Source organism: Bradyrhizobium sp. STM 3843 (genome assembly GCF_000239815.1).
Lineage (GTDB): Bacteria > Pseudomonadota > Alphaproteobacteria > Rhizobiales > Xanthobacteraceae > Bradyrhizobium.
Genome location: NZ_CAFK01000113.1, coordinates 1 through 22,016, shown reverse-complemented (window position 1 = coordinate 22,016; position 22,016 = coordinate 1). Strand labels below are relative to the sequence as shown.

The 22,016-nt window shown below is 64.0% G+C and carries 22 protein-coding genes and 1 pseudogene; 11 read left to right on the top strand and 12 right to left on the bottom strand.

All coding sequences use genetic code 11. From position 1 onward, the window contains the following. Nucleotides 1-40 precede the first annotated feature (40 nt). From BRAS3843_RS14730 to BRAS3843_RS14715, 4 genes are all read right to left on the bottom strand, one after another. Nucleotides 41-1,261, bottom strand: coding sequence for a GGDEF domain-containing protein (locus tag BRAS3843_RS14730; protein ID WP_008969725.1), 1,221 nt, complete (start codon nt 1,259-1,261; stop codon nt 41-43). Between the two features lie 243 nt (nt 1,262-1,504). Next, the gene (gene rpsI, locus BRAS3843_RS14725) at nt 1,505-1,993 is read right to left on the bottom strand and encodes a 30S ribosomal protein S9 (RefSeq protein ID WP_008969724.1); all 489 of its coding nucleotides are present in this window, start codon (nt 1,991-1,993) and stop codon (nt 1,505-1,507) included. Between the two features lies 1 nt (nt 1,994). After that, nucleotides 1,995-2,459 (bottom strand): 50S ribosomal protein L13, encoded by a 465-nt coding sequence (gene rplM / locus BRAS3843_RS14720; RefSeq protein WP_008969723.1) that lies wholly within the window; start codon nt 2,457-2,459, stop codon nt 1,995-1,997. Between the two features lie 159 nt (nt 2,460-2,618). Next, nucleotides 2,619-3,050, bottom strand: a complete 432-nt coding sequence (locus BRAS3843_RS14715) for a PaaI family thioesterase (protein ID WP_008969722.1) — start codon at nt 3,048-3,050, stop codon at nt 2,619-2,621. 68 nt (nt 3,051-3,118) lie between these two features. On the opposite strand from BRAS3843_RS14715, the gene BRAS3843_RS14710 reads away from it, so the two are divergent. The 6 genes and pseudogenes from BRAS3843_RS14710 (at nt 3,119) to BRAS3843_RS14685 (ending at nt 7,626) form a co-directional block, all read left to right on the top strand. Then, entirely contained in the window at nt 3,119-3,955 is an 837-nt protein-coding gene (locus tag BRAS3843_RS14710) for an enoyl-CoA hydratase (protein ID WP_008969720.1), read from the top strand. A 140-nt stretch (nt 3,956-4,095) separates the two neighbouring features. Further along, nucleotides 4,096-4,680: a CoA-binding protein gene (locus BRAS3843_RS14705; protein ID WP_008969719.1), complete on the top strand. Its 585-nt coding sequence runs from the start codon at nt 4,096-4,098 to the stop codon at nt 4,678-4,680. A 228-nt stretch (nt 4,681-4,908) separates the two neighbouring features. Beyond that, nucleotides 4,909-6,189 carry an O-acetylhomoserine aminocarboxypropyltransferase gene (locus tag BRAS3843_RS14700; protein ID WP_008969718.1) on the top strand — a complete coding sequence of 427 codons (1,281 nt, stop codon included), beginning with the start codon at nt 4,909-4,911 and terminating at the stop codon, nt 6,187-6,189. A gap of 349 nt (nt 6,190-6,538) precedes the next feature. Next, on the top strand, nt 6,539-6,862 hold the full coding sequence (locus tag BRAS3843_RS14695; protein ID WP_008969717.1) for a hypothetical protein: 324 nt from the start codon (nt 6,539-6,541) through the stop codon (nt 6,860-6,862). Between the two features lie 143 nt (nt 6,863-7,005). Continuing rightward, the gene (locus BRAS3843_RS14690; RefSeq protein ID WP_008969716.1) at nt 7,006-7,236 is read left to right on the top strand and encodes an AbrB/MazE/SpoVT family DNA-binding domain-containing protein; all 231 of its coding nucleotides are present in this window, start codon (nt 7,006-7,008) and stop codon (nt 7,234-7,236) included. After that, a pseudogene (locus BRAS3843_RS14685) lies at nt 7,233-7,626 on the top strand (PIN domain-containing protein). Before BRAS3843_RS14690 ends, BRAS3843_RS14685 begins: the two are co-directional and overlap by 4 nt. A gap of 132 nt (nt 7,627-7,758) precedes the next feature. Here the strand turns inward: BRAS3843_RS14685 and BRAS3843_RS14680 are convergent. The 4 genes from BRAS3843_RS14680 to BRAS3843_RS14665 form a co-directional block, all read right to left on the bottom strand. After that, nucleotides 7,759-8,040: a BrnA antitoxin family protein gene (locus tag BRAS3843_RS14680; protein ID WP_035981744.1), complete on the bottom strand. Its 282-nt coding sequence runs from the start codon at nt 8,038-8,040 to the stop codon at nt 7,759-7,761. Nucleotides 8,041-8,105: 65 nt separating this feature from the next. Next, nucleotides 8,106-8,429, bottom strand: a complete 324-nt coding sequence (locus BRAS3843_RS14675) for a hypothetical protein (protein WP_008969713.1) — start codon at nt 8,427-8,429, stop codon at nt 8,106-8,108. Further along, entirely contained in the window at nt 8,429-8,668 is a 240-nt protein-coding gene (locus BRAS3843_RS14670) for a type II toxin-antitoxin system RelE/ParE family toxin (protein WP_008969712.1), read from the bottom strand. The genes BRAS3843_RS14675 and BRAS3843_RS14670 overlap by 1 nt, the downstream gene beginning before the upstream one ends. Nucleotides 8,669-9,441: 773 nt before the next feature. Beyond that, nucleotides 9,442-10,527: a COX15/CtaA family protein gene (locus BRAS3843_RS14665; RefSeq protein WP_008969710.1), complete on the bottom strand. Its 1,086-nt coding sequence runs from the start codon at nt 10,525-10,527 to the stop codon at nt 9,442-9,444. Nucleotides 10,528-10,640: 113 nt separating this feature from the next. Here BRAS3843_RS14665 and BRAS3843_RS14660 point away from each other — a divergent pair, with 113 nt between their 5' ends. Continuing rightward, complete coding sequence (locus tag BRAS3843_RS14660) at nt 10,641-10,862, top strand: DUF2842 domain-containing protein (RefSeq protein ID WP_008969709.1); 222 nt, start codon at nt 10,641-10,643, stop codon at nt 10,860-10,862. On the opposite strand, the gene BRAS3843_RS14655 is transcribed toward BRAS3843_RS14660, so the two are convergent. After that, on the bottom strand, nt 10,859-11,926 hold the full coding sequence (locus tag BRAS3843_RS14655) for a polysaccharide deacetylase family protein (protein WP_008969708.1): 1,068 nt from the start codon (nt 11,924-11,926) through the stop codon (nt 10,859-10,861). The two genes, BRAS3843_RS14660 and BRAS3843_RS14655, sit on opposite strands and share 4 nt — an antisense overlap. 256 nt (nt 11,927-12,182) lie before the next feature. Here BRAS3843_RS14655 and BRAS3843_RS14650 point away from each other — a divergent pair, with 256 nt between their 5' ends. Continuing rightward, entirely contained in the window at nt 12,183-13,370 is a 1,188-nt protein-coding gene (locus BRAS3843_RS14650) for a GNAT family N-acetyltransferase (protein WP_008969707.1), read from the top strand. 22 nt (nt 13,371-13,392) lie between these two features. Here BRAS3843_RS14650 and BRAS3843_RS14645 read toward each other — a convergent pair whose 3' ends face one another. Next, on the bottom strand, nt 13,393-15,639 hold the full coding sequence (locus BRAS3843_RS14645) for an exopolysaccharide transport family protein (RefSeq protein ID WP_008969706.1): 2,247 nt from the start codon (nt 15,637-15,639) through the stop codon (nt 13,393-13,395). A 358-nt stretch (nt 15,640-15,997) separates the two neighbouring features. Between BRAS3843_RS14645 and BRAS3843_RS14640 the strand changes: the two genes are divergently transcribed. The 3 genes from BRAS3843_RS14640 to BRAS3843_RS14630 all read left to right on the top strand — a co-directional run bounded on the left by BRAS3843_RS14640 (nt 15,998) and on the right by BRAS3843_RS14630 (nt 20,123). After that, entirely contained in the window at nt 15,998-17,128 is a 1,131-nt protein-coding gene (locus BRAS3843_RS14640; protein WP_008969703.1) for a glycosyltransferase family 4 protein, read from the top strand. 142 nt (nt 17,129-17,270) lie between these two features. Then, nucleotides 17,271-18,797, top strand: coding sequence for an undecaprenyl-phosphate glucose phosphotransferase (locus tag BRAS3843_RS14635; protein ID WP_035981742.1), 1,527 nt, complete (start codon nt 17,271-17,273; stop codon nt 18,795-18,797). 66 nt (nt 18,798-18,863) lie between these two features. Further along, the gene (locus tag BRAS3843_RS14630) at nt 18,864-20,123 is read left to right on the top strand and encodes an O-antigen ligase family protein (protein ID WP_008969701.1); all 1,260 of its coding nucleotides are present in this window, start codon (nt 18,864-18,866) and stop codon (nt 20,121-20,123) included. Nucleotides 20,124-20,133: 10 nt separating this feature from the next. Here the strand turns inward: BRAS3843_RS14630 and BRAS3843_RS14625 are convergent, their stop codons facing one another. Together BRAS3843_RS14625 and BRAS3843_RS14620 are read right to left on the bottom strand one after the other, a co-directional pair. Further along, nucleotides 20,134-21,318 carry a saccharopine dehydrogenase NADP-binding domain-containing protein gene (locus tag BRAS3843_RS14625; protein ID WP_008969700.1) on the bottom strand — a complete coding sequence of 395 codons (1,185 nt, stop codon included), beginning with the start codon at nt 21,316-21,318 and terminating at the stop codon, nt 20,134-20,136. A 70-nt stretch (nt 21,319-21,388) separates the two neighbouring features. After that, on the bottom strand, nt 21,389-22,016 hold a 628-nt coding region (locus tag BRAS3843_RS14620), incomplete at its 5' end, for a DUF169 domain-containing protein (protein ID WP_035981740.1).

Sequence of the window (22,016 nt, the reverse complement as noted above, 5' to 3'; positions counted from 1 at the left end):
GCGGCGGTTAACCAGACCTTACCGCGACGCTGACAAGGCTTCACGTCGGCGCGATCAGCTGATCCGGCTGCGCCGGGGCGGATAGCGCCGCCCGCTGCCGGCGGAAGCGATCGAGCGACAGCGGTAGTTCGGACGCCGTTTCGACGCGGTTGCGGCCGGTGCGCTTGGCCTTGTAGAGCGCGGTGTCGGCGGCCGCGAGCAGCACTTCGAGCTCGGTGCCGGCGGGGCCGCCGGCGACGCCGATCGAGACCGTGGTATCGACCGGGCCCTCGTCGCAGACGATGCCGGACGCCGCGAACGCCTCGCGCACCCGCTCGGCGGCCACGACCCCTTCTTCGAGCGTACAGGGCAAAAGTGCTGCGAACTCCTCACCGCCGATCCGCCCCGAGAGATCGGTGATGCGCAGATTGTTGACCACGACCGTTGCGAACAGTTTGAGGACCTCGTCGCCGGCAGGATGGCCGAACCGGTCGTTGATCGACTTGAAATGATCGATGTCGAAGATCAGCACCGTCACCGGCCGGCCCTCGCGCGCCTCGCGCTCGATCAGCCGCGCGCAGGCGTCGGCAAAGCCGCGGCGGTTGAGCAGGCTTGTCAGCGGATCGATCGAGGCGGCGCGCTTGTGCGCGCTGACCACCCGCTCATTGACCAGCATGAAGATGATGAAGACCGTGCCGACCGCATAGAGCACGAGCTCGATCGAGAAGATGGTGACCCAGGCGGTGGAGAAGGCGCCATTGGCGTCGCGCAGGACGTGGCCGAGCAGGATCGGCAGCATCAGCACGAAGCCGTGCAGCGCCGGCACCAGCACGGCCGGCCAGCGTCGCTGCAGGCTGGCGCGGCGCTCCTGCCACAATTGCGCAGCCGTCAGCGTCGCATAGATCACGACCAGACTGGCCCCGATGGTGAGGCGTTGGGTATGCGCCGCCGGATCGAGCAGCATGCCGCTCGCGATCCAGACGACCGCACCGAGCACGAGGCCGGCGAGGCTCGGAGGCTTGCCGTGAAACACGCGTGCGGCGTTCCAGACCATCGCCGAGGCGATCAGGCCGACCGCGCTCAACAGCATCGGCATCACCTCGCCGAAGCGGTCGCCGATCACGGTCCACAGTGCGACCGACACCGAGCCGAGCACATAGGCCGCGCCCCACCAGCGCAATGCCGCGATGTTCTGCTCGCGGCCGAAGAACAGCAGCATGACCCCGAGCAGGGCCGCAACCATCGTGGCCACGATATAAAGCGTGAGGCTGTCCAGCGCCATCATCTTCCTCGGTTGCTACTGCAGCGCAATGTTCGGTTAGCGGAGCCTTTCCGCGATCCAAACTACCGGGCGGTCTGTTCGAAAGAGGTTTGCGCGCGAAGCCAACTTTTCGCGAAAAATCCGGCTCAACTCGACGGCAATTTGTTCGATAAAAAACGACAAACAGGGTTCAAAACAAAACGGGCGCTCCGCAAGGAGCGCCCGTTGAGCAGCGCCGCGCAACCGCGGCGAATGGTATCCGGATCAGCGCTTCGAGAACTGGAAGGACCGGCGGGCCTTGGCCTTGCCGTACTTCTTGCGCTCGACCACGCGGGAGTCGCGGGTCAGGAAGCCGCCCTTCTTGAGCACACTGCGCAGCTCCGGCTCGAAATTGGTCAGTGCCTTGGACAGGCCGTGGCGCACCGCGCCGGCCTGGCCCGAGAGCCCGCCGCCGGCGACCGTGCAGATCACGTCGTACTGGCCGGCGCGGGCGGCAGCGACCAGCGGCTGCTGGATCATCATGCGCAGCACCGGACGGGCGAAGTAGATCTCGATGTCGCGGGTGTTGACGGTGACCTTGCCGGAGCCCGGCTTGATCCAGACGCGGGCGACCGCGTCCTTGCGCTTGCCGGTGGCATAGGCGCGGCCGTATTTGTCGATCTTCTTCTCGTATTTCGGAGCGTCAGCAGCAGTGGTGCCGACGGCGCCCTTCAGCTGCGACAGCTGATCGAGAGACTGGATGCTTTCGGCCATCTTATGCAGCCCTCATGTTCTTGCGGTTCATCTTGGCGACGTCGACCTTCTCGGGGTTCTGCGCCTCGTGCGGATGATCAGGGCCGCCATAGACGCGCAGATTGCCCATCTGCACCCGGCCCAGCGGTCCGCGCGGGATCATGCGCTCGATCGCCTTCTCCAGCACGCGCTCGGGGAAACGGCCCTCGAGGATCTGGCGCGCGGTGCGCTCCTTGACGTGACCGACATAGCCGGTGTGCTTGTAATAGACCTTCTGCTCGCGCTTGCGGCCGGTGAGCACCGCATGCGCTGCATTGATGATGATGACGTTGTCGCCGCAATCGACATGGGGCGTATAGGTCGGGAGGTGCTTGCCGCGCAGCCGCATGGCGACCAGCGAGGCGAGACGGCCGACCACCAGACCCTTGGCGTCGATCACGACCCACTTCTTCTGCACCTCGGCGGGCTTGGCCGAAAAGGTTTTCATGAGAACTATCCGTGACAGGGAGATCGCGGCGCAATGATCAGCGCCGACTTGGCCGCAGGTTCTAGAGAAGCCGCGCGTCAGCGTCAACGTCCAATCGAGAAAAATACTCTTTGTATATCAGCATGTTATAAATATGGTGTAATAATACCTGCAAAAACATCACGTGTTCGGAATGGAATAGGTCGCGGTGACGTGGGCGATCGGGTCGGGCGAATCGCCTGAGAGCAGCGTCACTTCACCGACCGCGAGTCGTTTGCCGAGCTTCAGGAGCTTGGCCACGGCCAACACATCCTCACCGGCTGCGCCCTTGCGCAGGAAATTGATGTTGAGATTGGTGGTGACCGCGAGGCCGACGGGCCCGATCGCCGACAGCAGCACGACGTACATCGCGAAGTCGGCCAACGCCATCAGCGTCGGTCCGGATACCGTGCCGCCCGGCCGCAGCATCCGGTGATGGAAGCGCTGGCGCAGCCGGCAGCTCTCGCCGTCGGCCTGTTCGATGTTGATGTCACCATCCAGGGTGAAGGCTTGCGGGAATTCCGCGTGCAGGAACGCTTCGAGTTCCGCCACGCTCATCTTCGCATCCGCCATGTGCCCCCCTGCTCTGTCTATCGGCCTTCTGTTACATTAGCTTCCGATCGACGCCACTGGGAATTCCGATGCCTGCCCAAGCCGCTCGCGATGCCGCCGCTGCGCCCGCCACCTCAGGCGCGATCCTCTTGCGCGAGATCGCCGGCAATGTCGCGGTGCTGACCCTCAACCGCCCGGCGCAGCGCAACAGCCTGTCGGAGGATCTGATCGCGCGTCTGCATGAGACCCTCGCCGAGATCAGCGCCGACGCAGCGGTGCGCGCGGTGGTGATCGCGGCCGATGGGCCAGCCTTCTGTGCCGGGCATGACCTCAAAGAACTCACCGCCCATCGCACCGGCGCCGACCGCGGCCGCGCCTATTTTGCTACCCTGATGAACGCCTGCAGCGCGATGATGCAGGCGATCGTGCATCTGCCGAAGCCGGTGGTCGCCGCCGTGCAGGGCATCGCCACTGCAGCCGGCTGCCAGCTCGTGGCAAGCTGCGATCTCGCCGTGGCGTCGGAGCAGGCGAGCTTCGCCACGCCCGGCGTCGATATCGGGCTGTTCTGCTCGACGCCGATGGTAGCGCTGTCGCGCAACGTGCCGCGCAAGCAGGCGATGGAGATGCTGCTCACCGGCGAGCCGGTCTCAGCCGCGCGCGCCCGCGAGATCGGCCTCGTCAACCGCGTGGTGCCGGCCGGCAGCGAGCGCGACGCCGCGATCGCGCTGGCGCAGCAGGTCGCGCGCAAATCCGCCTACACAGTCAAGCTCGGCAAGGAAGCGTTCTATCGCCAGGCCGAGATGAGCCTTGCCGATGCCTATCGTTATGCGGCAGAGGTGATGACCGAGAACATGCTGGCCCGCGACGCCGAGGAAGGCATCGGCGCCTTCATCGAGAAGCGCGCACCGACCTGGCGGGATGAGTGATCTCTCGCCTCCCCCGCTGTCATTCCGGGGCGCGCGTGTTAACGCGCGAGCCCGGAATCCATACTCCCGATCGTGGTTATGGATTCCGGGCTCGCCCTTCGGGCGCCCCGGAATGACGATAACTAACAGAATCGCACATCATGAATCACGACAGCTACGATGACGACTACATCCGCAGCATCCTCAATGGCGTGAAGGTGATCGCCATGGTGGGTGCCTCGCCCTCCGAGATCAGGCCGAGCTTCTTCGCTTTCAAATATCTGGTGCAGCGCGGCTATGACATGATCCCGGTCAATCCCGGCCATGTCGGCAAGAGCCTGATGGGCCGCCCGTTCGTGGCGAAGCTCGCCGACATCGGCCGTCCGATCGACATGGTCGACATCTTCCGCAGCTCGGCGCACATCATGCCGGTGGTCGACGAAGCCCTCGCACTCTCGCCGCTGCCGAAGGTGATCTGGATGCAGCTCGGTGCCCGCGATGACGAGGCGGCCGCGAAGGCGGAAGCCGCAGGCCTCAACGTCGTCATGAACCGCTGTCCCAAGATCGAATATGGCCGGCTGTCGTCGGAGATTTCCTGGATGGGCGTGAACTCGCGCACCATCAGCTCCAAGCGCGCGCCGATCCCGACCCAAGGCATGCGATTGTCACTCAATCGCACGAGCCTCGGCGGTGCCGCCACATTGGCGTCGGATCGCGCTGCGAAGAACAGGAACGAGCCAAGTTAAGGAATTGGCGAAAAGATTGTGTCGCGAGGATCGTGCGACACAGCAGCGCATTTCAAATCCGACCCATCGTTGCAGCGCGCCTTGACGGCGCCTCACCCTGACGCAATTGTCCCGCGCGGAAGGACGGAGCGACGATACCGCCGACCGGCCACCAACATCGCCCGACCGCCACGCGCCGCGCATGCCGCCGAATTTCAAGCGGCGGGCTCTCAAGGTGAAGGAAACAGAATGACCGACCGTACTCCGGGATTTTCCACGCTCGCCATTCATGCCGGCGCCCAGCCCGACCCGACCACGGGGGCGCGCGCCACGCCGATTTATCAGACCACGTCTTTCGTCTTTAACGATGCCGACCACGCCGCCTCGCTGTTCGGGCTGCAGGCGTTCGGCAACATCTATACGCGCATCGGCAATCCGACCAATGCGGTGCTGGAGGAGCGCGTCGCCGCCCTCGAAGGCGGCACCGCGGCACTCGCCGTCGCTTCGGGCCATGCCGCCCAGGTGATCGCGCTGCATCAGCTGCTGCGGCCCGGCGACGAGTTCATCGCTGCGCGAAAGCTCTATGGCGGCTCGATCAACCAGTTCACGCATTCGTTCAAGAGTTTTGGCTGGAACGTGGTGTGGGCCGATACCGATGACATCAAGACTTTCGAGGCCGCAGTCAGCCCGCGCACCAAGGCGATCTTCATCGAGTCGCTGGCCAATCCCGGCGGCACCGTCACCGACATCGAGGCGATCGCGCAGGTCGCCCGCAATGCCGGCGTGCCGCTGATCGTCGACAACACGCTGGCGACGCCCTACCTCATTCGCCCGATCGATCACGGCGCCGACATCGTCGTGCACTCGTTGACCAAGTTTCTCGGCGGCCATGGCAACTCGATCGGTGGCGTCATCGTCGATGCCGGCACCTTCGACTGGGCGGCGGGCAACAAATATCCGATGCTGAGCGAGCCGCGCCCCGAATATCACGGCATCAAGATCCAGGAGACGTTCGGCAATTTCGCCTTCGCGATCGCCTGCCGCGTGCTGGGCCTGCGCGATCTGGGCCCGGCGCTGTCGCCCTTCAACGCCTTCCTGATCCTCACGGGCATCGAGACGTTGCCGCTGCGCATGCAGAAGCATTGCGACAATGCCAAAGCGGTCGCCGAATATCTGAACCGCCATCCGGCGGTGGCGTCGGTGAGCTATGCCGGCCTGCCGGAAGACAAGGGCCATAACCTGGCGCGCAAATATTGCCCGAAGGGCGCCGGCGCAGTCTTCACCTTCTCGCTCAAGGGCGGCTATGACGCCGGCGTCAGGCTGGTGTCGAACCTGAAGCTGTTCTCGCATCTGGCCAATGTCGGCGACACCCGGTCGCTGGTGATCCACCCGGCCTCGACCACGCACAGCCAGCTCGACGACGCCGCCAAGATCAGGGCCGGCGCTGGCCCCGACATCGTGCGGCTCTCCGTCGGCATCGAGGACAAGGAAGACCTGATCGCCGATCTCGAACAGGCGCTGAGCGCTTAGCAAAGACTGCTGCGAAGCGCGCTGACAGTGTCTTCGCAGCCATCCTTCGAGACGCCCGCCTTCGGCGGGCTCCTCAGGATGAGGCTGGAATCGCGGCGAGATGCTAGCCCCTCATGGTGAGGAGCGCCGCTTGCGGCGCGTCTCGAACCATGAGGCCCGCCAATCCCACCGAAACCGGGGCACGCGCGGGATTGCGTAGAGCCTCCAGCTCGGCAGGTCCGGGGGGGGAGGGGCTGCAGCCGTGGATCCAGCGCCAATGACAGGCACCTGGGCGCCCAGTAGCTAATCGTTAACCATACCGGACCCATCCTCCGCGCCAATGAGACTCAACACGCGCAGGAGACGGCCGATGCGCTCAACCATCATCATGTCGCTTCTGGCGGCGACCGCCATTAATGGCGCGACGCTCGCCGCCGATCTGCCGGGAGTGCATTACAAAGCGCGCCGGGTGGTCAAGGCGCCTCCACCGCGTCCGGTCGTGGTCGAGCAGGACGAGACGCTGATCTCGCCAATGACACCCTCGACCCCGCTGCTGCTCGGACGCCAGGAACTGCCGGGCTATTACGGCCGCGCCTTCTCCTACGACTATCAGGGTCCGTATTACGGCGGCGGAGGCTATCCGAGCTACATCTGGCGCTTGCCGTACGCGTGCGGCGTGTATGGGTATTGCTGAGCGAAGATTGCATCGGCCCTAAGGCCCGCCGGGCGGGCGCCAGCAAAAGCCTTCATTCCAAGGGGAGTGACCACCAACTCCCTTGAAAGCGAGCTCCATCAGGCCCATTCTAGTGCTGAAAGGATCATCACGAGGAAGCAAAGATGCAGGTCATCAAAGTGGACAAAGGCCTTGCGCTCCTTTTGCCGAAGGCCGTGGTGGAGGAACTCGGACTCAAGGAAGGCGATGACGTCAGCGCGCTGTCCCTGACCAAAGACACCGTTAAAGAACAAAAGGCTATCATTCGCGAGGAGTTCTTACGGCAGTTGGAGCAATTCCGTTTTCCTCTTCCTGATGACTACAAGTTCGACCGCGACGAGGCCAACGAGCGGTGAGCGCGTTCTTCGACAGTAACATCCTGGTTTATGCCTATTCATCCGACCCACGCCGGGATCGCGCAGTTGCTGTGATTGCCGATGGCGGCGTCATCAGTGTGCAGGTCTTGAACGAAATTCACCAACGTGCTGCGCAGGAAGCAGAAGCTGGATTGGCCCGTCATCGAAGCCGCGTTATCCTCCGTCGTCTTTCGTTTCCCTGACGCGCGGCCACTGACCACGACCACGCACTCGGTGGCGCTCGCTCTCGCCCGTGATCATAGCCTCCAGTTCTACGACGCGCTGATCGTCGCCGCGGCGCTCGAAGCGGGCTGTGACACCCTGTTCAGCGAAGACCTGCAGCACGGCCGCACCCTCAGCGGCCTCACCATCGTCAATCCGTTTCTGTAAAGCTCGCGATAGATCCGCAACGCTCGTCGCGAGGTCGCGGCCGAAGTGGTCGCGAGCCTGCAGATCGCGCTGGATCCTTTTCGCAGCGTCGCGAAGGCGCTTGGCGAGCCGGGGCGGCCTGACGTTCAGCGCTCACAGCCCCGCGGCCTTCTTCAGGGCTTCGTTGATCCGCATTTGCCACCCCTGCCCGGTCGCCTCGAAATGATCGACCACGCGCGCATCGAGCCGCAGCGTCACTTGCGTTTTGGTCGGTGCCTTCTGCGGTCCGCGCGCACGCCGAGCGAGGTCCGGAAAGGTCTCATCGAACGATTTGGAGCGCGCCGTCGTCGCCTTGGTCCAGGCCGGATTATCCGAGACCGCATCCATGTTGGCCTTGGTGAAGCCGGCTTTGGATTTGCTTAAAGATCTGGTCACAACTCCCTCCTTTCCGCCGCGCTCGACGGCCGCAAACGCCAAAGAGGAACTCATCAAGCCTATTCTCACATCGCCGCAACAGCCCGGATTTCGAGCCGCACGCCTGTCTCGGCCTGCAGCGTGCCGATCACCCCGAGCAGGTTTTCCGCCGTCGGGTTGCCTGACGGCCCGAACATCCGCATCAGGCTCTTCTGTGGGCGGCCGAGCACGGTGCTCAATCTATCGAATCCAATCGTCGCGTTGATGTAGCTGCGAAGGGCTGCCCGGCCGCCATCGAGATCGCCCCTCAGCAAGGATTCCACAGCTTCCTGAAACATCGCCTCCTGGAACGCAGGATCGCGCGCGGCGCGGGCCTGCACCGTTTCGCGGAAGTCCCTTGTCAATGGCATCAGATACGTCCTCCTACTCGGCGCTTGTAATCGCGCCAGCGCCCGAGCGCCGCCTCGATGTCCTTCTGCTGCCGCCGCTTGGTGCCGCCACCCAGCAGAATCACCAACGCCTTGCCATGCCAGCCGAAGTAAACGCGATAGCCAGGCCCGCGATCGATCCGCAGTTCGGCCGCGCCCTCGCCGATCGGTTTGACGTTCGAGGTATTGCCCTCGGCAAGGCGATCGATTGCGACCGTCACGATCGCGGCCGCCCGCGGATCGAGATCATCAAACCACCGTCGGAACGGGCTAACCCCGTCCTCCGCGACCTATTCCTCGATCTCGATCATTTGGTACCATATACGTTACTAAATGAAAAGAAGAGCTGACCTTCGCCGCCACGACGATACCTCTTGCCAAATTCGGCAAATCAGCTTATGTTCTCTTTTTGTTCTTGTCCACTCGAGGGGCGCATCCGGATCGTCAGTTGCGTGGGATAGGAATGCGGTGGACGTGACGCGGCGTGCGCGGGTCTTGGCTCGCGCGGACGAGCGGTGTGTCACGGACGGCGAAGGCGTGTGGTCCTGGCGTCTCGGTGCTGGCGTCAAGTTGGCGACGATGCTTGCGCATCGCGCGGATGACGGGGGCAATCAAGCCGATCCCCGGGGAGAGCGCGCAGGAAACCGTTAAAACCATCGCGCAGGGAAGGCCGGGTGTTTTCGGCCGTACCTGTGGTAACCGCCGCGTGCATTTTCTTCCGCACGCGGGCCATGGGTGCCGACCAGGCATCCGGCCTTCCCTGCGCCCTCGTTATCGCGAGGGTGATGTGATGAGCAGAGCTCGGCGCGAAAGCTGCGCGAGGACGAGAACGTGTGCCTTCCGCTCGTCATTCCGGGGCGCCCGCAGGGCGAGCCCGGAATCCATCAAGCATCGAGTTCAACTGCGTGATGGATTCCGGGCTCGCGCGTTCCGCGCGCCCCGGAATGACGACGGAGGTCAGAGCAACACGGCGCGCCAAATGATGCGAGAGCCCCTACCCCGCCTGCCCGACCGGCACGGCATCGTCAGGCATCGGGACCGGCACCCGCCGCGGCGCGAGTTGCTCGGCCTGTAGTACCGCCAAGGTGAGCACCACGATGGCGACCGCCTGATGCGTCAGTGCGAGATGGATCGGCACCACCATCAGCAGCGTCGCGATGCCGAGCACGGCCTGCACGAGCACGGCGGCGAGCAGCCGGTGCGCGCCGCGGGTCGCCTCGCGGGCCGCGCCCGCGCGCATCACGTCGAAGGCATGAAACGCGGCGAAGAGCAGCAGCGCGTAAGCGGTCATGCGATGCTCGAACTGCACCGTCAGCCGGTTGTCGAACAGATTGCGCCACCATGGGCTCTCGAACCACAGCGACGCGCCGTCGGGGATGAAGCTGCCGTCGATCAGAGGCCAGGTGTTGTAGATGCGGCCTGCACGCAGGCCCGCGACCAGCGCGCCGAAATAGAGCTGTACGAAGGTGACGACGACGAGCAGGTTCGCCGTCCAACGCAGCCGCGCCGGTGCCTCGCTCTCAGCGCCCGGCCTGAGCCGGCGCAAGGTCCAGACAATAGCCGCGTAGATCAGCAGCGCGAGCACGAGATGGGTGGCGAGTCTCACCTGCGACACTTCCGTGCGCTCGACCAGACCGGAGGCCACCATCCACCAGCCGACCGCGCCCTGCAGCGCGCCGAGGCTGAAGATCAGCCACAGCCGCCGCCCGAGCGGACCCGACACAGCGCCCCGCCACAGGAACCAGAGGAACGGCAACAGGTACACCATGCCGATGACGCGGCCGAGCAGCCGGTGGCTCCATTCCCACCAGAAGATGGTCTTGAACTCGCCAAGCGTCATCCCGGCGTTCATCTGCTGGTATTGCGGAATCGCCTTATAGCCCTCGAACGCCTCGGTCCATGCCTGCTCGGTCAACGGCGGCAAGGTGCCGGTGACCGGCTTCCATTCCACGATCGAGAGCCCGGATTCGGTGAGCCGCGTGGCGCCGCCGACCAGCACCATCAGCGCGATCAGGCCGGCCACGACGATGAGCCAGAGGCGGATCGCGGCGAGGTCTTGGGTGCGGGAAACCGTGGCCATGGAGGTTGAACGCTCGATTGAACCGGGGCTGACAAGCCCTTATAATCCCGGCAAGATCGCGCGCAAGCCGCGCCCGCCCGTCCCTCCCTTACAATCGCGTTTGCAATCGCGTCATGACCATCCGCACCCGCAAATTCTTCGGCGCCATCGCGCTTCTCGTGCTCGCCTTCGTCTGGTCGATGATGGGCATGGTGATGGCGCAGTTTCCGGTCATCGCCAATTCCGGCACGCTGCAATGGATCTATTACATCGTGGTCGGCATGGGCTGGGTGCTGCCGGCGATGCCGATCGTGAGCTGGATGCTGCGCCCGGACGCGAACGAACCCAAAGCCTAATCGTCCTCAACCTGAATCTTGGCATGCGGAGTCGGCGCCACCGGCGGGAAGGTCGCGCCGGACATCAAGACGCGCAGCGCCCGCAGCGAGCGCGAGCGCCCATCCCAGGCGATCCGCGGCAGCACGTGGAGATTGGTGCGGCCTTCGGTCTGCACGACGCCGGGAATGGCCGAGACGGCGCTGACGAAGCCCGCCTCCTCCGCCATCACCACATGGGCCCGACGGAACGACGTTTGCTCGCCGAAAGGAAATGCGAGATGCCGGACCGGGCGTCGAAGGGCGGTCTCCAGCACCGCCTTGCCCATCGCGATCTCGCGCCAAGCGTCGCTGTCCTTCATGTTGGACAGCACCGGATAATGCACGGTGGCGCTGCCGATCGTGACCTTGGGGTCCGCGGCGAGCCTGGTGATATCGGTCCAGTCCATCGAGGCGGCGCGCGACAGCGCGGCAAGGGCGACCGCATGGCGGGAACAGAGGTCTTTCAGGGCGGCCGAGAGCTCGGCCGGCGGCAGGCTGCGCAGCCAGCCTGCGAGATAGGTGAACAGCTCGCGTTTCTCGGCCGGCTTGAAGACGGTGAAGCGCTGCACCCGTCCGTCGATCACCAGGCTGATCCGCGCCTCGCGGGCGATCATCGCCTCCAACGCGAGCCACCAGGGTTCCCCCAGCCCGTCCGGGAACGCAGTCGGCACATACACCGCAAACGGCAGCTCGTGGCGCGCGAGCACCGGGTAGGCATGGGTGATCACGTCCTTCGACGCGCCGTCGAAGGTCAGGCAGGCGAAGCGCCGCGGGCCAGCGAGCCGCACCGCCCGCTCGCAGGCCTCGTCGATGGAAACGATGTCATAGCCCCAGCGCTTCAGCGCGCGGATGATGCGCTCCAGAAGGCGCGGCGTGATGTCGCGCGATTTCAGCGGCTGAAAGGCGTCGCGAGACCGCGGCCTGACCCGTTCGAAGCGAAGAATGACCCCGGCGCCGCCGGCTGCGCGAGAAGCCCATAAAGCGCGGCCAGAAAAATAGGCCAGTTCGAGCTCGAGGCACGAAAGCCAGCTAGCGTATGACGACAAATCCCAACGCCCTCATGATGCGGCCACTTGAATCGGATGTCTCCACGCCCACCTGATCAGGATTGAAAGCGGCGCAACCGTGTCATTGTTTCAGTCATATGGATCGAGGGGCTTTTTGGCGCGCCGGCGTCGGAGCAAGATCCTCCCATCGCCCCTCGCTCGAGGTTTGCCCGTTGTTATTACCTTTTGTTGACACTTCTTTGCAAAGGTCGGCCGACGCGGAAGCATCAAAACTCCCCCAAGAACAGGTTGTGCGATGACCATGGCGGCCGTGATCGAGAGCCGGACGGCCGAGGCGCCCGCGCAGCCGCTGACGTCAGGCATCACCCGCGTCGATATCCTGTCCGACCTCGCAGCCGCTGAGCCGATCTGGCGCGCGCTCGAGATGTCGGGCCTGTCCACCCCGTATCAACGTTTCGACTTTCTTGGCGCCTGGCAGCGCCACGCTGCCGCCCAGCATGACGCAACACCGCTCATCGTCGTCGCGTGGGATGCGCAACAGCGGCCGCTGCTGCTGTTACCGCTCGCGTTAAGGCATGCCTGCGGCGCGCGCGTGGCCGGCTTCATGGGCGGCAAGCACACGAGCTTCAATATGGGCCTGTGGGACCGCGCCTTCGCCGCATCGGCGACCCCTGGCGATCTCGATGATCTCTTGAATGGCTTGCACCAGCGGGACGTCGTCGATGTGCTGGCCTTGACGCAGCAGCCCATGCGCTGGCGCGATCAGGCCAATCCGCTCGCCCTGTTGCCGTATCAGCCGTCCGCCAATGGCTGCCCCGTGCTGACAATGCCGCCCGGCGCCGACCCGACTGCGCTCGTCTCGAATTCGTTCCGCCGCAAGCTGAAAGCCAAGGAGAAGAAGCTGCAGGCGCTCCCAGGCTACCGTTATCTCATCGCGGAGACCGATGCCGAAATCGCCCGCCTGCTCAACTGGTTCTTCAAGGTGAAGCCGATCCGGATGGCCGAGCAGAAGCTGCCGAATGTCTTTGCCGAGCCCGGCATCGAAGCGTTCGTCCGCGAAGCCTGCTCCGCGCGCCTTGCATCGGGCCGCCGCGCCATCGAGATCCATGCGCTCGATTGCGACGAGGAGATCATCGCGCTGTTTGCCGGCGTGGCCGACGGCGAGCGCTTTTCGATGATGTTCAATACCTACACGCTTTCGGAGCATGCGCGCTGGAGCCCCGGGCTGATCCTGATGCGCGACATCATCGACCATTGTGCCGGAGCGGGCTATCACCGCCTCGATCTCGGCATCGGCACGGACGACTATAAGCGGATGTTCTGCAAGGATGATGAGCCGATTTTCGACTGTTTCATTCCGTTGAGTGCGCGCGGCTGGCTCGCGGCCATGGCGCTATCGGCCCTGCATCGCGGCAAGCATCTGGTCAAACACAACCCGGCGCTGCTCGACCTCGCGCAACGGCTCCGCGGCGCGCTGCGCTGAGCGGCGCCCGCGCGCCATAGCATCAGGCGGCGACGCCGCGCTTGCCCTTGTAGCCGGCGGCCGGAGCTTCGATCGGCTTGTCCAGCATGGTGACGGCGGCGAAGCCCACCGCCAGCAGCTGCTCCCGCATCCGGCTGCGGCTTTCGCTGGACAGTCCGGCATCCGGCACCACCACCGCGCGCGCGCCGGATGTCAGCAGTTCGACCGAAAGGTTGGCGGCGTTGCCGGCGTCGAGCAGCACATGGTCGTAGGCCCGCTGCAAGGCGTCGATGGCGAGCATGAGGCGCGGCGACTGCAGTTCGGTGCGGTCTCCGCGGCCGGCGCTGACGAGGTGGAGTTTGGACGACCGGTCCTTGGTGATGATGCTGGAGAACGAGGCCGCACCGCTCATCAGCTCGGTCAGACCGGGCGCGACCGGATCGACGGAGGCGGCTGCGATGACCTCCGACGATCCGGCGAGGTCGACCAGCACCACCCGCGCCCGCATGGCCATGGCGCGGGCCAGCACCAGCGCGGTCGCAGTGATCGCCTCGCCCGCGGCGGTGCCGAGCATGGTGATCTTGCGAGCGCCTTCGGCGGCGCCGAGCAGGTCGGCGGCGAGCTTTTCGGCCTCGCCGAGTTCGGGTGCGGGTTCGATGGCGGCGGGGGTCGCAGCAGGCGCGGCCTCTATTTTCAATGCAGGCACCGGCCGAGGCACCGGGGCTGCAGGCGGCATCACCGATGCAGCCGACATCATCATCGGCTCGATTCGCGCAATGACGGCAGCCTGCACCGTGGGAGTGGCTGGAGCGGCAGCGCCCGGCGGCATCGTGATGCGCAGCAATTCGCCGGTGATCACCAGGCCGGATGTCAGCATCAAGGTGGCCAAGGTGGCGATCAGCACGATCGGCAGCTTCTTCGGATAGGCCGGCGTGTTGGAGACGATGGCACGCGAAATAATCCGCCCTTCCGCCGGCGCGGTGTCGATGCTTTCGCGGGTGTTCGCCTCGCGATATTTCGCCAGATACGATTCCAGCAGATCACGCTGCGCTTTGGCTTCCCGCTCCAGCGCCCGCAGCTGGACGTCCTGGCCGTTGGTCGAGGACGCCTGCTTTTTCGCCTGCTCCAAGCTCTGGCTCAGCTCCTGGACCCGCCCCGCGGCGATCCGCGCGTCGCTATCGAGCGAGCGCGAGATCTTCCCGGCCTCATCGCGGATCTGGCGGTCGAGATCGGCCAGTTGCGCTTTCAGCTCTTTGATGCGGGGATGGTTGTCGAGCAGCGTCGACGACTGCTCTGCCAGCTGCGCGCGGAGATTCACGCGCTGCTCTGACAGGCGCCGCATCAGCTCGGAGTTGAGCACCTCGGAGGCCTCGATCGGCTGCCCGCCCTGCAGCATCTCGCGGATCAGTCGCGCCTTGGTTTCGGCATCCGATTTCAACGCGCGCGCATTGTTCAGCTGGGTGTTGACCTCACCCATCTGCTGGTTGGACAGCGAGGTGTTGTTGGTGCCCATGAAAGAATTCGACTTGGCACGAAAGTCTTCGACCCTCGATTCCGCCTCCTCGACCTTCTTGCGCAGGTTTTGAATCTCGCCAGCCAGCCATTGGCTCGCCGTCTTGGCCTGATTCTGCCGCGCATTCTGCTGCAGGACCAGATAGCCTTCGGCGACCGCGTTGGCGACGCGCGCCGCAAGCTCGGGATCCTGCGACTGGAACTCGACGACGATGACGCGCGACTTGTCGACGGCATAGACGGTCAAACGCTCGTAGTAGGCGTCCATCACCCGCTCTTCGGGGGTCATGGAAAGCGGGTCGCGCACAAGGCCGATCATGGCGGCCACCGATTTCAGCGGCGACACGCCACGCAGCACCGGATCGAACTCAGGCAGTTCGGCAAGCTTGTTGTTCTTGATGATCTCACGCGCCAGGTCACGCGACAGCACGAGCTGAACCTGGCTGGTCACCGCCTCTGGGTCGAGCGCGGTCCGCTCTTCGTTGCGTTCGCTGTTGGGGCGCAAGAATACGTTTTCGCGCCCGTCGATCAGGATCCGCGACTCGGACTTGTAGCGCGGCGTCGCGGAATTGACGGCAAAGATCGAAAGGGCCAAGGCGAGCAAAGTCGGAACGATGATGAAGAGGCGCTTGCGCGCCAGGGCGCGGCCAAGCAGCCGCAAATCGAGATCGCCGCTCGGCACGCCTGACTCCGGTGCGGATCGCGTGATCTTCTCGGCAGCCCGGGTCTCGGCGGCTTGCGCCTTATCTTTGCCGGTACGCCAAAACGCCAAACGCATCGCTCACTCCCGCGAAGTCAACGCCACATCGCCACTCTACGTGGTAGAATTACACTCCATTAAGGTTGCTACCGGGTTAATCGGAACCAGATCCAACACGATGTGGGAAGACGCGCCGTGGAGATGGTACTCTACGCCGCCCTCCGGGGCCGGTAACGCCGCTCCTTCATCATCGTGGAAAATCGGTTGCATTCGTTGAGGCCATTACGCTTCGTTAACCATAGAAGTCTTATCCAAATCTGGACTTGTCGATGCCTGCCGCAATGAAACGCGCCGTCGCTTCCTTTTTCCGCCCGCTGCCGCGTATGCGAACGTGCATGCGCTGGGCGCGATGCGATGTGTCGGACCAAGTGTGACGATGCCCGTGTCCGAGCGACGATTTCGTATTCTCCATGCAGTCCGCGCGCCAGTCGGCGGCATTTTTCGTCACATTCTGGATCTTGCTAACGGCCAGGTCGATCGCGGCCACGAGGTCGGTATCATTGCGGACAGTCTCACGGGCGGCGACCGCGCCGATCAGGCGCTCGCCGAGATCGCTCCCCGCCTCAAGCTCGGCGTCCATCGCATTGCCATTCATCGCGAACCACGACCAAGCGATTTCGCCGCTTTTGCCAAGTTCAGTCGGCTTGTCAGCAAACTGAGCCCGGAAGTGCTGCACGGCCATGGCGCCAAGGCAGGCGCCTTTCTCCGCATGCTTCCGCGCCAGCCCGGAACGATTCGAGTCTACACCCCACACGGCGGTTCCCTGCACTACCCGCTCAGCACGGTGAAAGGCGCGCTTTATGCGCGCCTTGAACGGGCACTGATGAATCGCACCGACCTCTTTTTGTTTGAAAGCATTTTCGCGCGAGACACATATCAGCGCACGATCGGCGCGCCGAAGGGGCTTGTGCGCTGCGTCTTCAACGGCGTGACCGCAGCTGAATTCGACCCGATCGCTAAGGCCACCGATGCAACTGATATCGTCTATGTCGGCGAGTTCAGGGCCATCAAGGGCGCCGACATCCTTGTGGACGCACTCGCCCGCCTGCATGCCGAAGGTAAGCCGTTGACGTTGACGCTCGCCGGTGACGGCGAGGAGATGGAGCAACTTAAGGCCCAGGTCGAAAAGCTTGGCCTTGCTCAAGCGGTCCGCTTCATCGGCCATGTCAAGGCGCGCTACGGTTTCTCGCATGGACGCCTTCTTGTCGTTCCGTCACGCGGCGACTCGATGCCTTATGTGGTGATCGAGGCGGGCGCGGCGGGGATCCCGATGATCGCCGCCAAGGTCGGCGGTATTCCCGAGATTTTCGGTCCCTATGGTGATGCCCTGTTTGCGCCGAACAGCGTTGGAGCGATGGCGGATGCGATCGAGGCGGCGCTGGAGGATCAAGATACAGTGCGAAAGCGCGCCCAAGCACTGCGAGAGCGCATTTTCCAGCATTTTTCGCAAAACGCCATGGTTGAAGGAGTGCTGGCAGGCTATCGCGAAGCATTTACCAAGACCTGACGACGTTTACCACTGCTAACAGATTCTTCCGAATTGCCGCCTAACCCGGAGCATGGGGATTTCCCTCATGCGTTGATTGCGCATACATCACGAAAAACCTTTTCGGGCTGGTACGACTGTGGACCCTATTAGCGCACGCTCGATGTTGAATGCTGCGGCAGCCGCCGCCACCACCACCTCGACCGGCGCTCCTAGCGTCGAACGCCGGCGCCGCTTGACGCCCGCAGCGCTTGCCGTCGCCAATCAGAAAGTCCGTCGCGCCTATTCGCCGATCGTGATCGCCGGCGTGGTGCGCATCGCCGACTTCCTTCTGCTCAGTCTGGTAGGCAGCGTCATTTATCTCAGCTATGTCGTCCCCCTGAGTGGCTTTCATTGGGAATATCTTGCAGCCATCTTCGGCGTGGCCGCGACCACTGTGATCTGCTTCCAGGCCGCAGACATCTACCAGATCCAGGTCTTCCGAGGTCAGGTGCGGCAGATGACGCGGATGATCTCGTCTTATTCCTTCGTCTTTCTGCTGTTCATCGGCATATCCTTCTTCGCCAAGCTGGGCAGCGAGGTCTCCCGCCTGTGGCTCGCGGCGTTCTTCTTCACGGGCCTTGCCGCACTCATTGCTGCCCGCGTGTTTCTGCGCAGCCTCATCCGCGGATGGGCGCGGGAGGGCCGGCTCGACCGGCGCACTATCATCGTCGGCGCCGATGAGAGCGGCGAAGAGCTGGTCCGCGCCCTGACGGACCAGGAGGATTCCGACATCGAGATCCTCGGCGTGTTCGACGACCGCAACGACAGCCGCGCGCTCGAGACCTGCGCCGGCGCTGCCAAGCTTGGCAAGGTCGACGACATCCTCGAATTCGCGCGCCGTACCCGCGTTGATCTCGTGCTGTTCGCGTTGCCGATCTCGGCTGAGACGCGCATCCTGGACATGCTGAAGAAGCTGTGGGTGTTGCCGGTCGACATCCGGCTCTCGGCGCACACCAACAAGCTGCGCTTCCGTCCCCGCTCCTATTCCTATCTCGGCGAGGTGCCGACGCTCGACATGTTCGAGGCACCGATCACCGATTGGGACCTCGTGATGAAATGGCTGTTCGACCGTCTGGTCGGCGGCCTCGTCCTGCTGCTTGCTTTGCCGGTCATGGCGCTGGTCGCGCTCGCGATCAAGCTCGACAGCCCTGGTCCAGTTCTGTTTCGGCAGAAGCGTTTTGGCTTCAACAACGAGCGGATCGACGTATTCAAATTCCGCTCGCTGTACCATCATCAGGCCGATCCGACGGCTTCGAAGGTCGTCACCAAGAACGACCCGCGCGTGACCCGGGTCGGCCGTATCATCCGCAAGACCAGCCTTGACGAGCTGCCGCAACTGTTCAACGTCGTGTTCAAGGGCAACCTGTCGCTGGTGGGGCCGCGGCCGCACGCCGTTCAGGGCAAGCTTCAAAACCGCCTGTTTGACGAGGCCGTCGACGGCTATTTCGCCCGCCACCGGGTCAAGCCGGGCATCACCGGATGGGCGCAGATCAACGGCTGGCGCGGCGAGATCGACAATGAAGAAAAGATCCAGAAGCGCGTCGAATTCGATCTCTATTACATCGAGAACTGGTCGGTGCTGTTCGACGTCTACATCCTGTTGAAGACACCGGTCGCGCTGATGACCAAGAACGAGAACGCGTATTGAGGCCGGATCTCGCGCCGGTCGGCATCTCGTCCGATCAGCGGTTCGAGGTCGCGTTGTGAGTGTGTGATGGCGTATGCGGCGACAGCCGGAGAGTTCACGTCCCGACCGGCCGTCCCTCCCGGCATCGTCACGCTGCAGCGCGCGCTGATCTGGATGGTCGGCGCCTCCAGTGCGATCGTCTTCATCGAGCCGAGCCCCTATGAGCTGGTGACGCTGGCGTCGGCCTCCGTCTTCGTCGCCACCGGCGTCCGGCTCAGGCTGGTTCTGGTGCCGCTGCTCCTGCTGCTGTTCCTGGTCAATCTGGGCTATACGATCAGTGCCATCCCCCTGCTCGGCGAATCCACGGTGGCAACCTGGATCGCGACCTCCTGGTACATGGCCGTGACGGTGGTGTTCTTCGCGCTGGTCTGCGCCGAGGATACCGCTGCTCGTCTCGACATGCTGCGCCGGGGTCTCGTGGTCGGCGGCGTCATCGCCGCGCTCGGAGGCGTCGCCGGCTATTTCCATCTCGTGCCCGGCGGCTATGATCTCCTGACGCTCTATGGACGCGCACGCGGCACGTTCAAAGACCCCAACGTGCTCGGCGCCTATCTGATCCTGCCCGCGCTGTTCGCGCTGCAGAATGTCGTCACCGCGCATCTGGTCAAGGCATTGCGCGGCACCCTTGCGCTTGGAATCATTGTGCTCGCCATCCTGCTGGCGTTCTCGCGTGCGGCCTGGGGCGGCCTGATCCTGACTGCCGCCTTCATGCTGGGCCTGATGGTGCTCACCAGCCGCTCGCGCGGCGAACGCTCGCGCGTTATCATCATGACCCTTGTCGCCGCGCTCGCTGCCGTGCTGCTGATCGCGGTGCTCTTGTCGTTCGATTCCATTGCCGACATGTTCCGGCAAAGAGCGAGCTTCGACCAGAGCTACGACGAAGGCCGCTTCGGACGGTTCGGCCGGCACATTCTCGGCGCCGCCATGGCACTCGACCTACCGTTCGGTATCGGGCCGCTCCAGTTCCACAACTACTTTCCCGAAGACACCCACAACTCCTACCTGAATGCCTTCATGTCCGGTGGCTGGTTAGCAGGCATCTGCTATCCGACCCTGGTCTTCATCACCGTGATCCTCGGCTTCCGCCACACCTTCATCCGCGTGCCCTGGCAGCGCACCTACATCGCGATCTTCGCGGCCTTCCTCGGCACCGTCGGCGAGAGCTTCATCATCGACACCGACCATTGGCGCCATTTCTTCATGATGCTCGGCACCATGTGGGGCATGTTCGTCGCAGCCCAGCCATACAAAAGCGAGAGACGATCGGCTGTGATCGTCCCTCGCTAAGCCCAGCGGTTCACCTCAAGCCCTCGACCTCGAATGTCAGGTCGGCGTGCGCCACCAGTCGCTTGATCAGTCGCTCGCCCATCGCCGCACCCGGGGTCCAGAAGCCGCCTTTCACGTCCGTCGCATCACGCAGCAGACACATCGCGCATTCCGAGATCATCTTGGCCGTCAACCCATAACCGGGATCGCCCTTGCCCTTCACGGTCGCCGCAGCCCGCCGCCCGTCAGCACCGACGGCAACGTACAGCAGGTCGAAATACCCGTTGTCGCGCTTCTCCTTTGACGGCCCCTCGCCCACCTTCGGCGCATTCGGGCCGGTCTTCTCGGCGTTGGCCGCCATCACCAGCTTGGCGTTGGCCTGGCCCTGCTCGCCGTCGCCGGTCAGCACCATCTCGTCGTAGACGAAGTCCTGACCATAGGGAAAGCCCATCAGCATGTTGGAGCGATGGACGTTGCGCGTATTGACCAGCGCCATCGCGAACGGCGCGGCCCAGGATTGGAAATCCTCTTCGTAGAGCGGCCTATTGCCGGGCGGCTGCTTCGGCCCCTTGAAGCCGGGCGTGAGCGCGAACGGATCCTTCATGATCGCAACCAGGCTCAGATCACTGGTCAACGCGGCGGCGGTCGCCTTGGCGCTGGCCGCAGTGCCGCCCGAAAGTGAGCCGCTCATGCCGCGGATGCGCCCCTTGACCCGCGCTGCCGGTGCGCCCAGCACCTTTCTCGCCTGCTCCTGCACGAAGAACACGCCGAGCTCGAATGGCACCGAGTCAAAGCCGCAGGAGAACAGGACGCGCGCACCGGTCTTTTGCGCTTCTGCCTGATGCTTCTCGATCATCTGATGCATCCACAGCGGCTCGCCGCAGAGATCGACATAGTCGGTGCCCGATGCCACGCAGGCGGCGAGCACATCGGCACCGTAGAGCTGATAGGGGCCAACGGTGGTCAGCACGAGATTGGTCTGATCGACCATCGCACGAATGGAGGCGGGATCACTCGAGTCGGCCACGATCAGCGGCGTGTCCGCGGGCGCGCCGATCGCGTCGCGGACGGAAGCGAGCTTGTCGCGGCTGCGGCCGGCCATCGCCCATTTCAGTCCGCCGTCGCGATAATCCGAGGCAAGATATTCGGCGACGAGCTGGCCGGTGAAACCGGTAGCGCCATAGACGACAATGTCGAATGTCGACGAAGACTTCATACCTTCATTCCTGCAATCAGTGCATCAGTTGTGGATTGCTTCGCTTCGCTCGCAACAACGGACGCCATTCCTATTTCTTTCCATACGACACGCTCATGCCGGCGCGAACGTCATTCTGGATGCCGTAAGGCGCGATCGGATAGCGCAAGCCGTTCTTGGCGAGCTGCTTCATGCCGGCGATCGCCTTGGCAAGATCCGTAGGGCTCAACGCCATCAACATCTCCTCGTCCGGCACGCCGCCATAGCGCCGCTCGGCAAAGCACGGCAGCGACAGGCTGGGCTCACCGGTCTTCAGCGCCCGCCCCCAGGAATCCGCGCAAGCGGTCTCGCCGACCACACCCCACTCGAACTTCTTGTAGCCCACATATTGCAGGCCGTTGATCAGGATGATCATCTGCCCTGGCGTCGCGTAGACCAGGCAGATGTCCGGCGGATTGAGACGTCCGCTGGCGAGCGGGCTCACCGCCATCGCCTGATAGCGGCCGAACGGAACCACGTCCAGCGCCTCCTGGCGCTTGCGCGCATCCTCAGGCGTGCGGTGCCACACCCCGACATAGTTGGCGCCGGCGCGCCAGGTCTCGTCCTGCGGGCCGAGCCCGATCACGGCGCGACACTGCGCGCCGACGAGATCGTCGCCGGTGATGCCAACGGTCCAGCCGAGCCGCGAAGCCATGCTGACGATCTGGTCCGTCGTATGG

Excerpts from the sequence above, each read along its gene's own strand:
- BRAS3843_RS14665 (WP_008969710.1), bottom strand. The coding sequence starts at position 10,527 with ATGGCCACGGTTTCCCGCACCCAAGACCTCGCCGCGATCCGCCTCTGG.
- BRAS3843_RS14700 (WP_008969718.1), top strand. The coding sequence starts at position 4,909 with ATGACCGACCGTACTCCGGGATTTTCCACGCTCGCCATTCATGCCGGC.
- BRAS3843_RS14640 (WP_008969703.1), top strand. The coding sequence starts at position 15,998 with ATGCCCGTGTCCGAGCGACGATTTCGTATTCTCCATGCAGTCCGCGCG.
- BRAS3843_RS14715 (WP_008969722.1), bottom strand. The coding sequence starts at position 3,050 with ATGGCGGATGCGAAGATGAGCGTGGCGGAACTCGAAGCGTTCCTGCAC.
- BRAS3843_RS14635 (WP_035981742.1), top strand. The coding sequence starts at position 17,271 with ATGTTGAATGCTGCGGCAGCCGCCGCCACCACCACCTCGACCGGCGCT.
- BRAS3843_RS14695 (WP_008969717.1), top strand. The coding sequence starts at position 6,539 with ATGCGCTCAACCATCATCATGTCGCTTCTGGCGGCGACCGCCATTAAT.
- rpsI (WP_008969724.1), bottom strand. The coding sequence starts at position 1,993 with ATGGCCGAAAGCATCCAGTCTCTCGATCAGCTGTCGCAGCTGAAGGGC.
- BRAS3843_RS14625 (WP_008969700.1), bottom strand. The coding sequence starts at position 21,318 with ATGAAGTCTTCGTCGACATTCGACATTGTCGTCTATGGCGCTACCGGT.
- BRAS3843_RS14675 (WP_008969713.1), bottom strand. The coding sequence starts at position 8,429 with ATGCCATTGACAAGGGACTTCCGCGAAACGGTGCAGGCCCGCGCCGCG.
- rplM (WP_008969723.1), bottom strand. The coding sequence starts at position 2,459 with ATGAAAACCTTTTCGGCCAAGCCCGCCGAGGTGCAGAAGAAGTGGGTC.
- BRAS3843_RS14705 (WP_008969719.1), top strand. The coding sequence starts at position 4,096 with ATGAATCACGACAGCTACGATGACGACTACATCCGCAGCATCCTCAAT.
- BRAS3843_RS14690 (WP_008969716.1), top strand. The coding sequence starts at position 7,006 with ATGCAGGTCATCAAAGTGGACAAAGGCCTTGCGCTCCTTTTGCCGAAG.
- BRAS3843_RS14730 (WP_008969725.1), bottom strand. The coding sequence starts at position 1,261 with ATGGCGCTGGACAGCCTCACGCTTTATATCGTGGCCACGATGGTTGCG.
- BRAS3843_RS14645 (WP_008969706.1), bottom strand. The coding sequence starts at position 15,639 with ATGCGTTTGGCGTTTTGGCGTACCGGCAAAGATAAGGCGCAAGCCGCC.
- BRAS3843_RS14630 (WP_008969701.1), top strand. The coding sequence starts at position 18,864 with ATGGCGTATGCGGCGACAGCCGGAGAGTTCACGTCCCGACCGGCCGTC.
- BRAS3843_RS14710 (WP_008969720.1), top strand. The coding sequence starts at position 3,119 with ATGCCTGCCCAAGCCGCTCGCGATGCCGCCGCTGCGCCCGCCACCTCA.
- BRAS3843_RS14650 (WP_008969707.1), top strand. The coding sequence starts at position 12,183 with ATGACCATGGCGGCCGTGATCGAGAGCCGGACGGCCGAGGCGCCCGCG.
- BRAS3843_RS14660 (WP_008969709.1), top strand. The coding sequence starts at position 10,641 with ATGACCATCCGCACCCGCAAATTCTTCGGCGCCATCGCGCTTCTCGTG.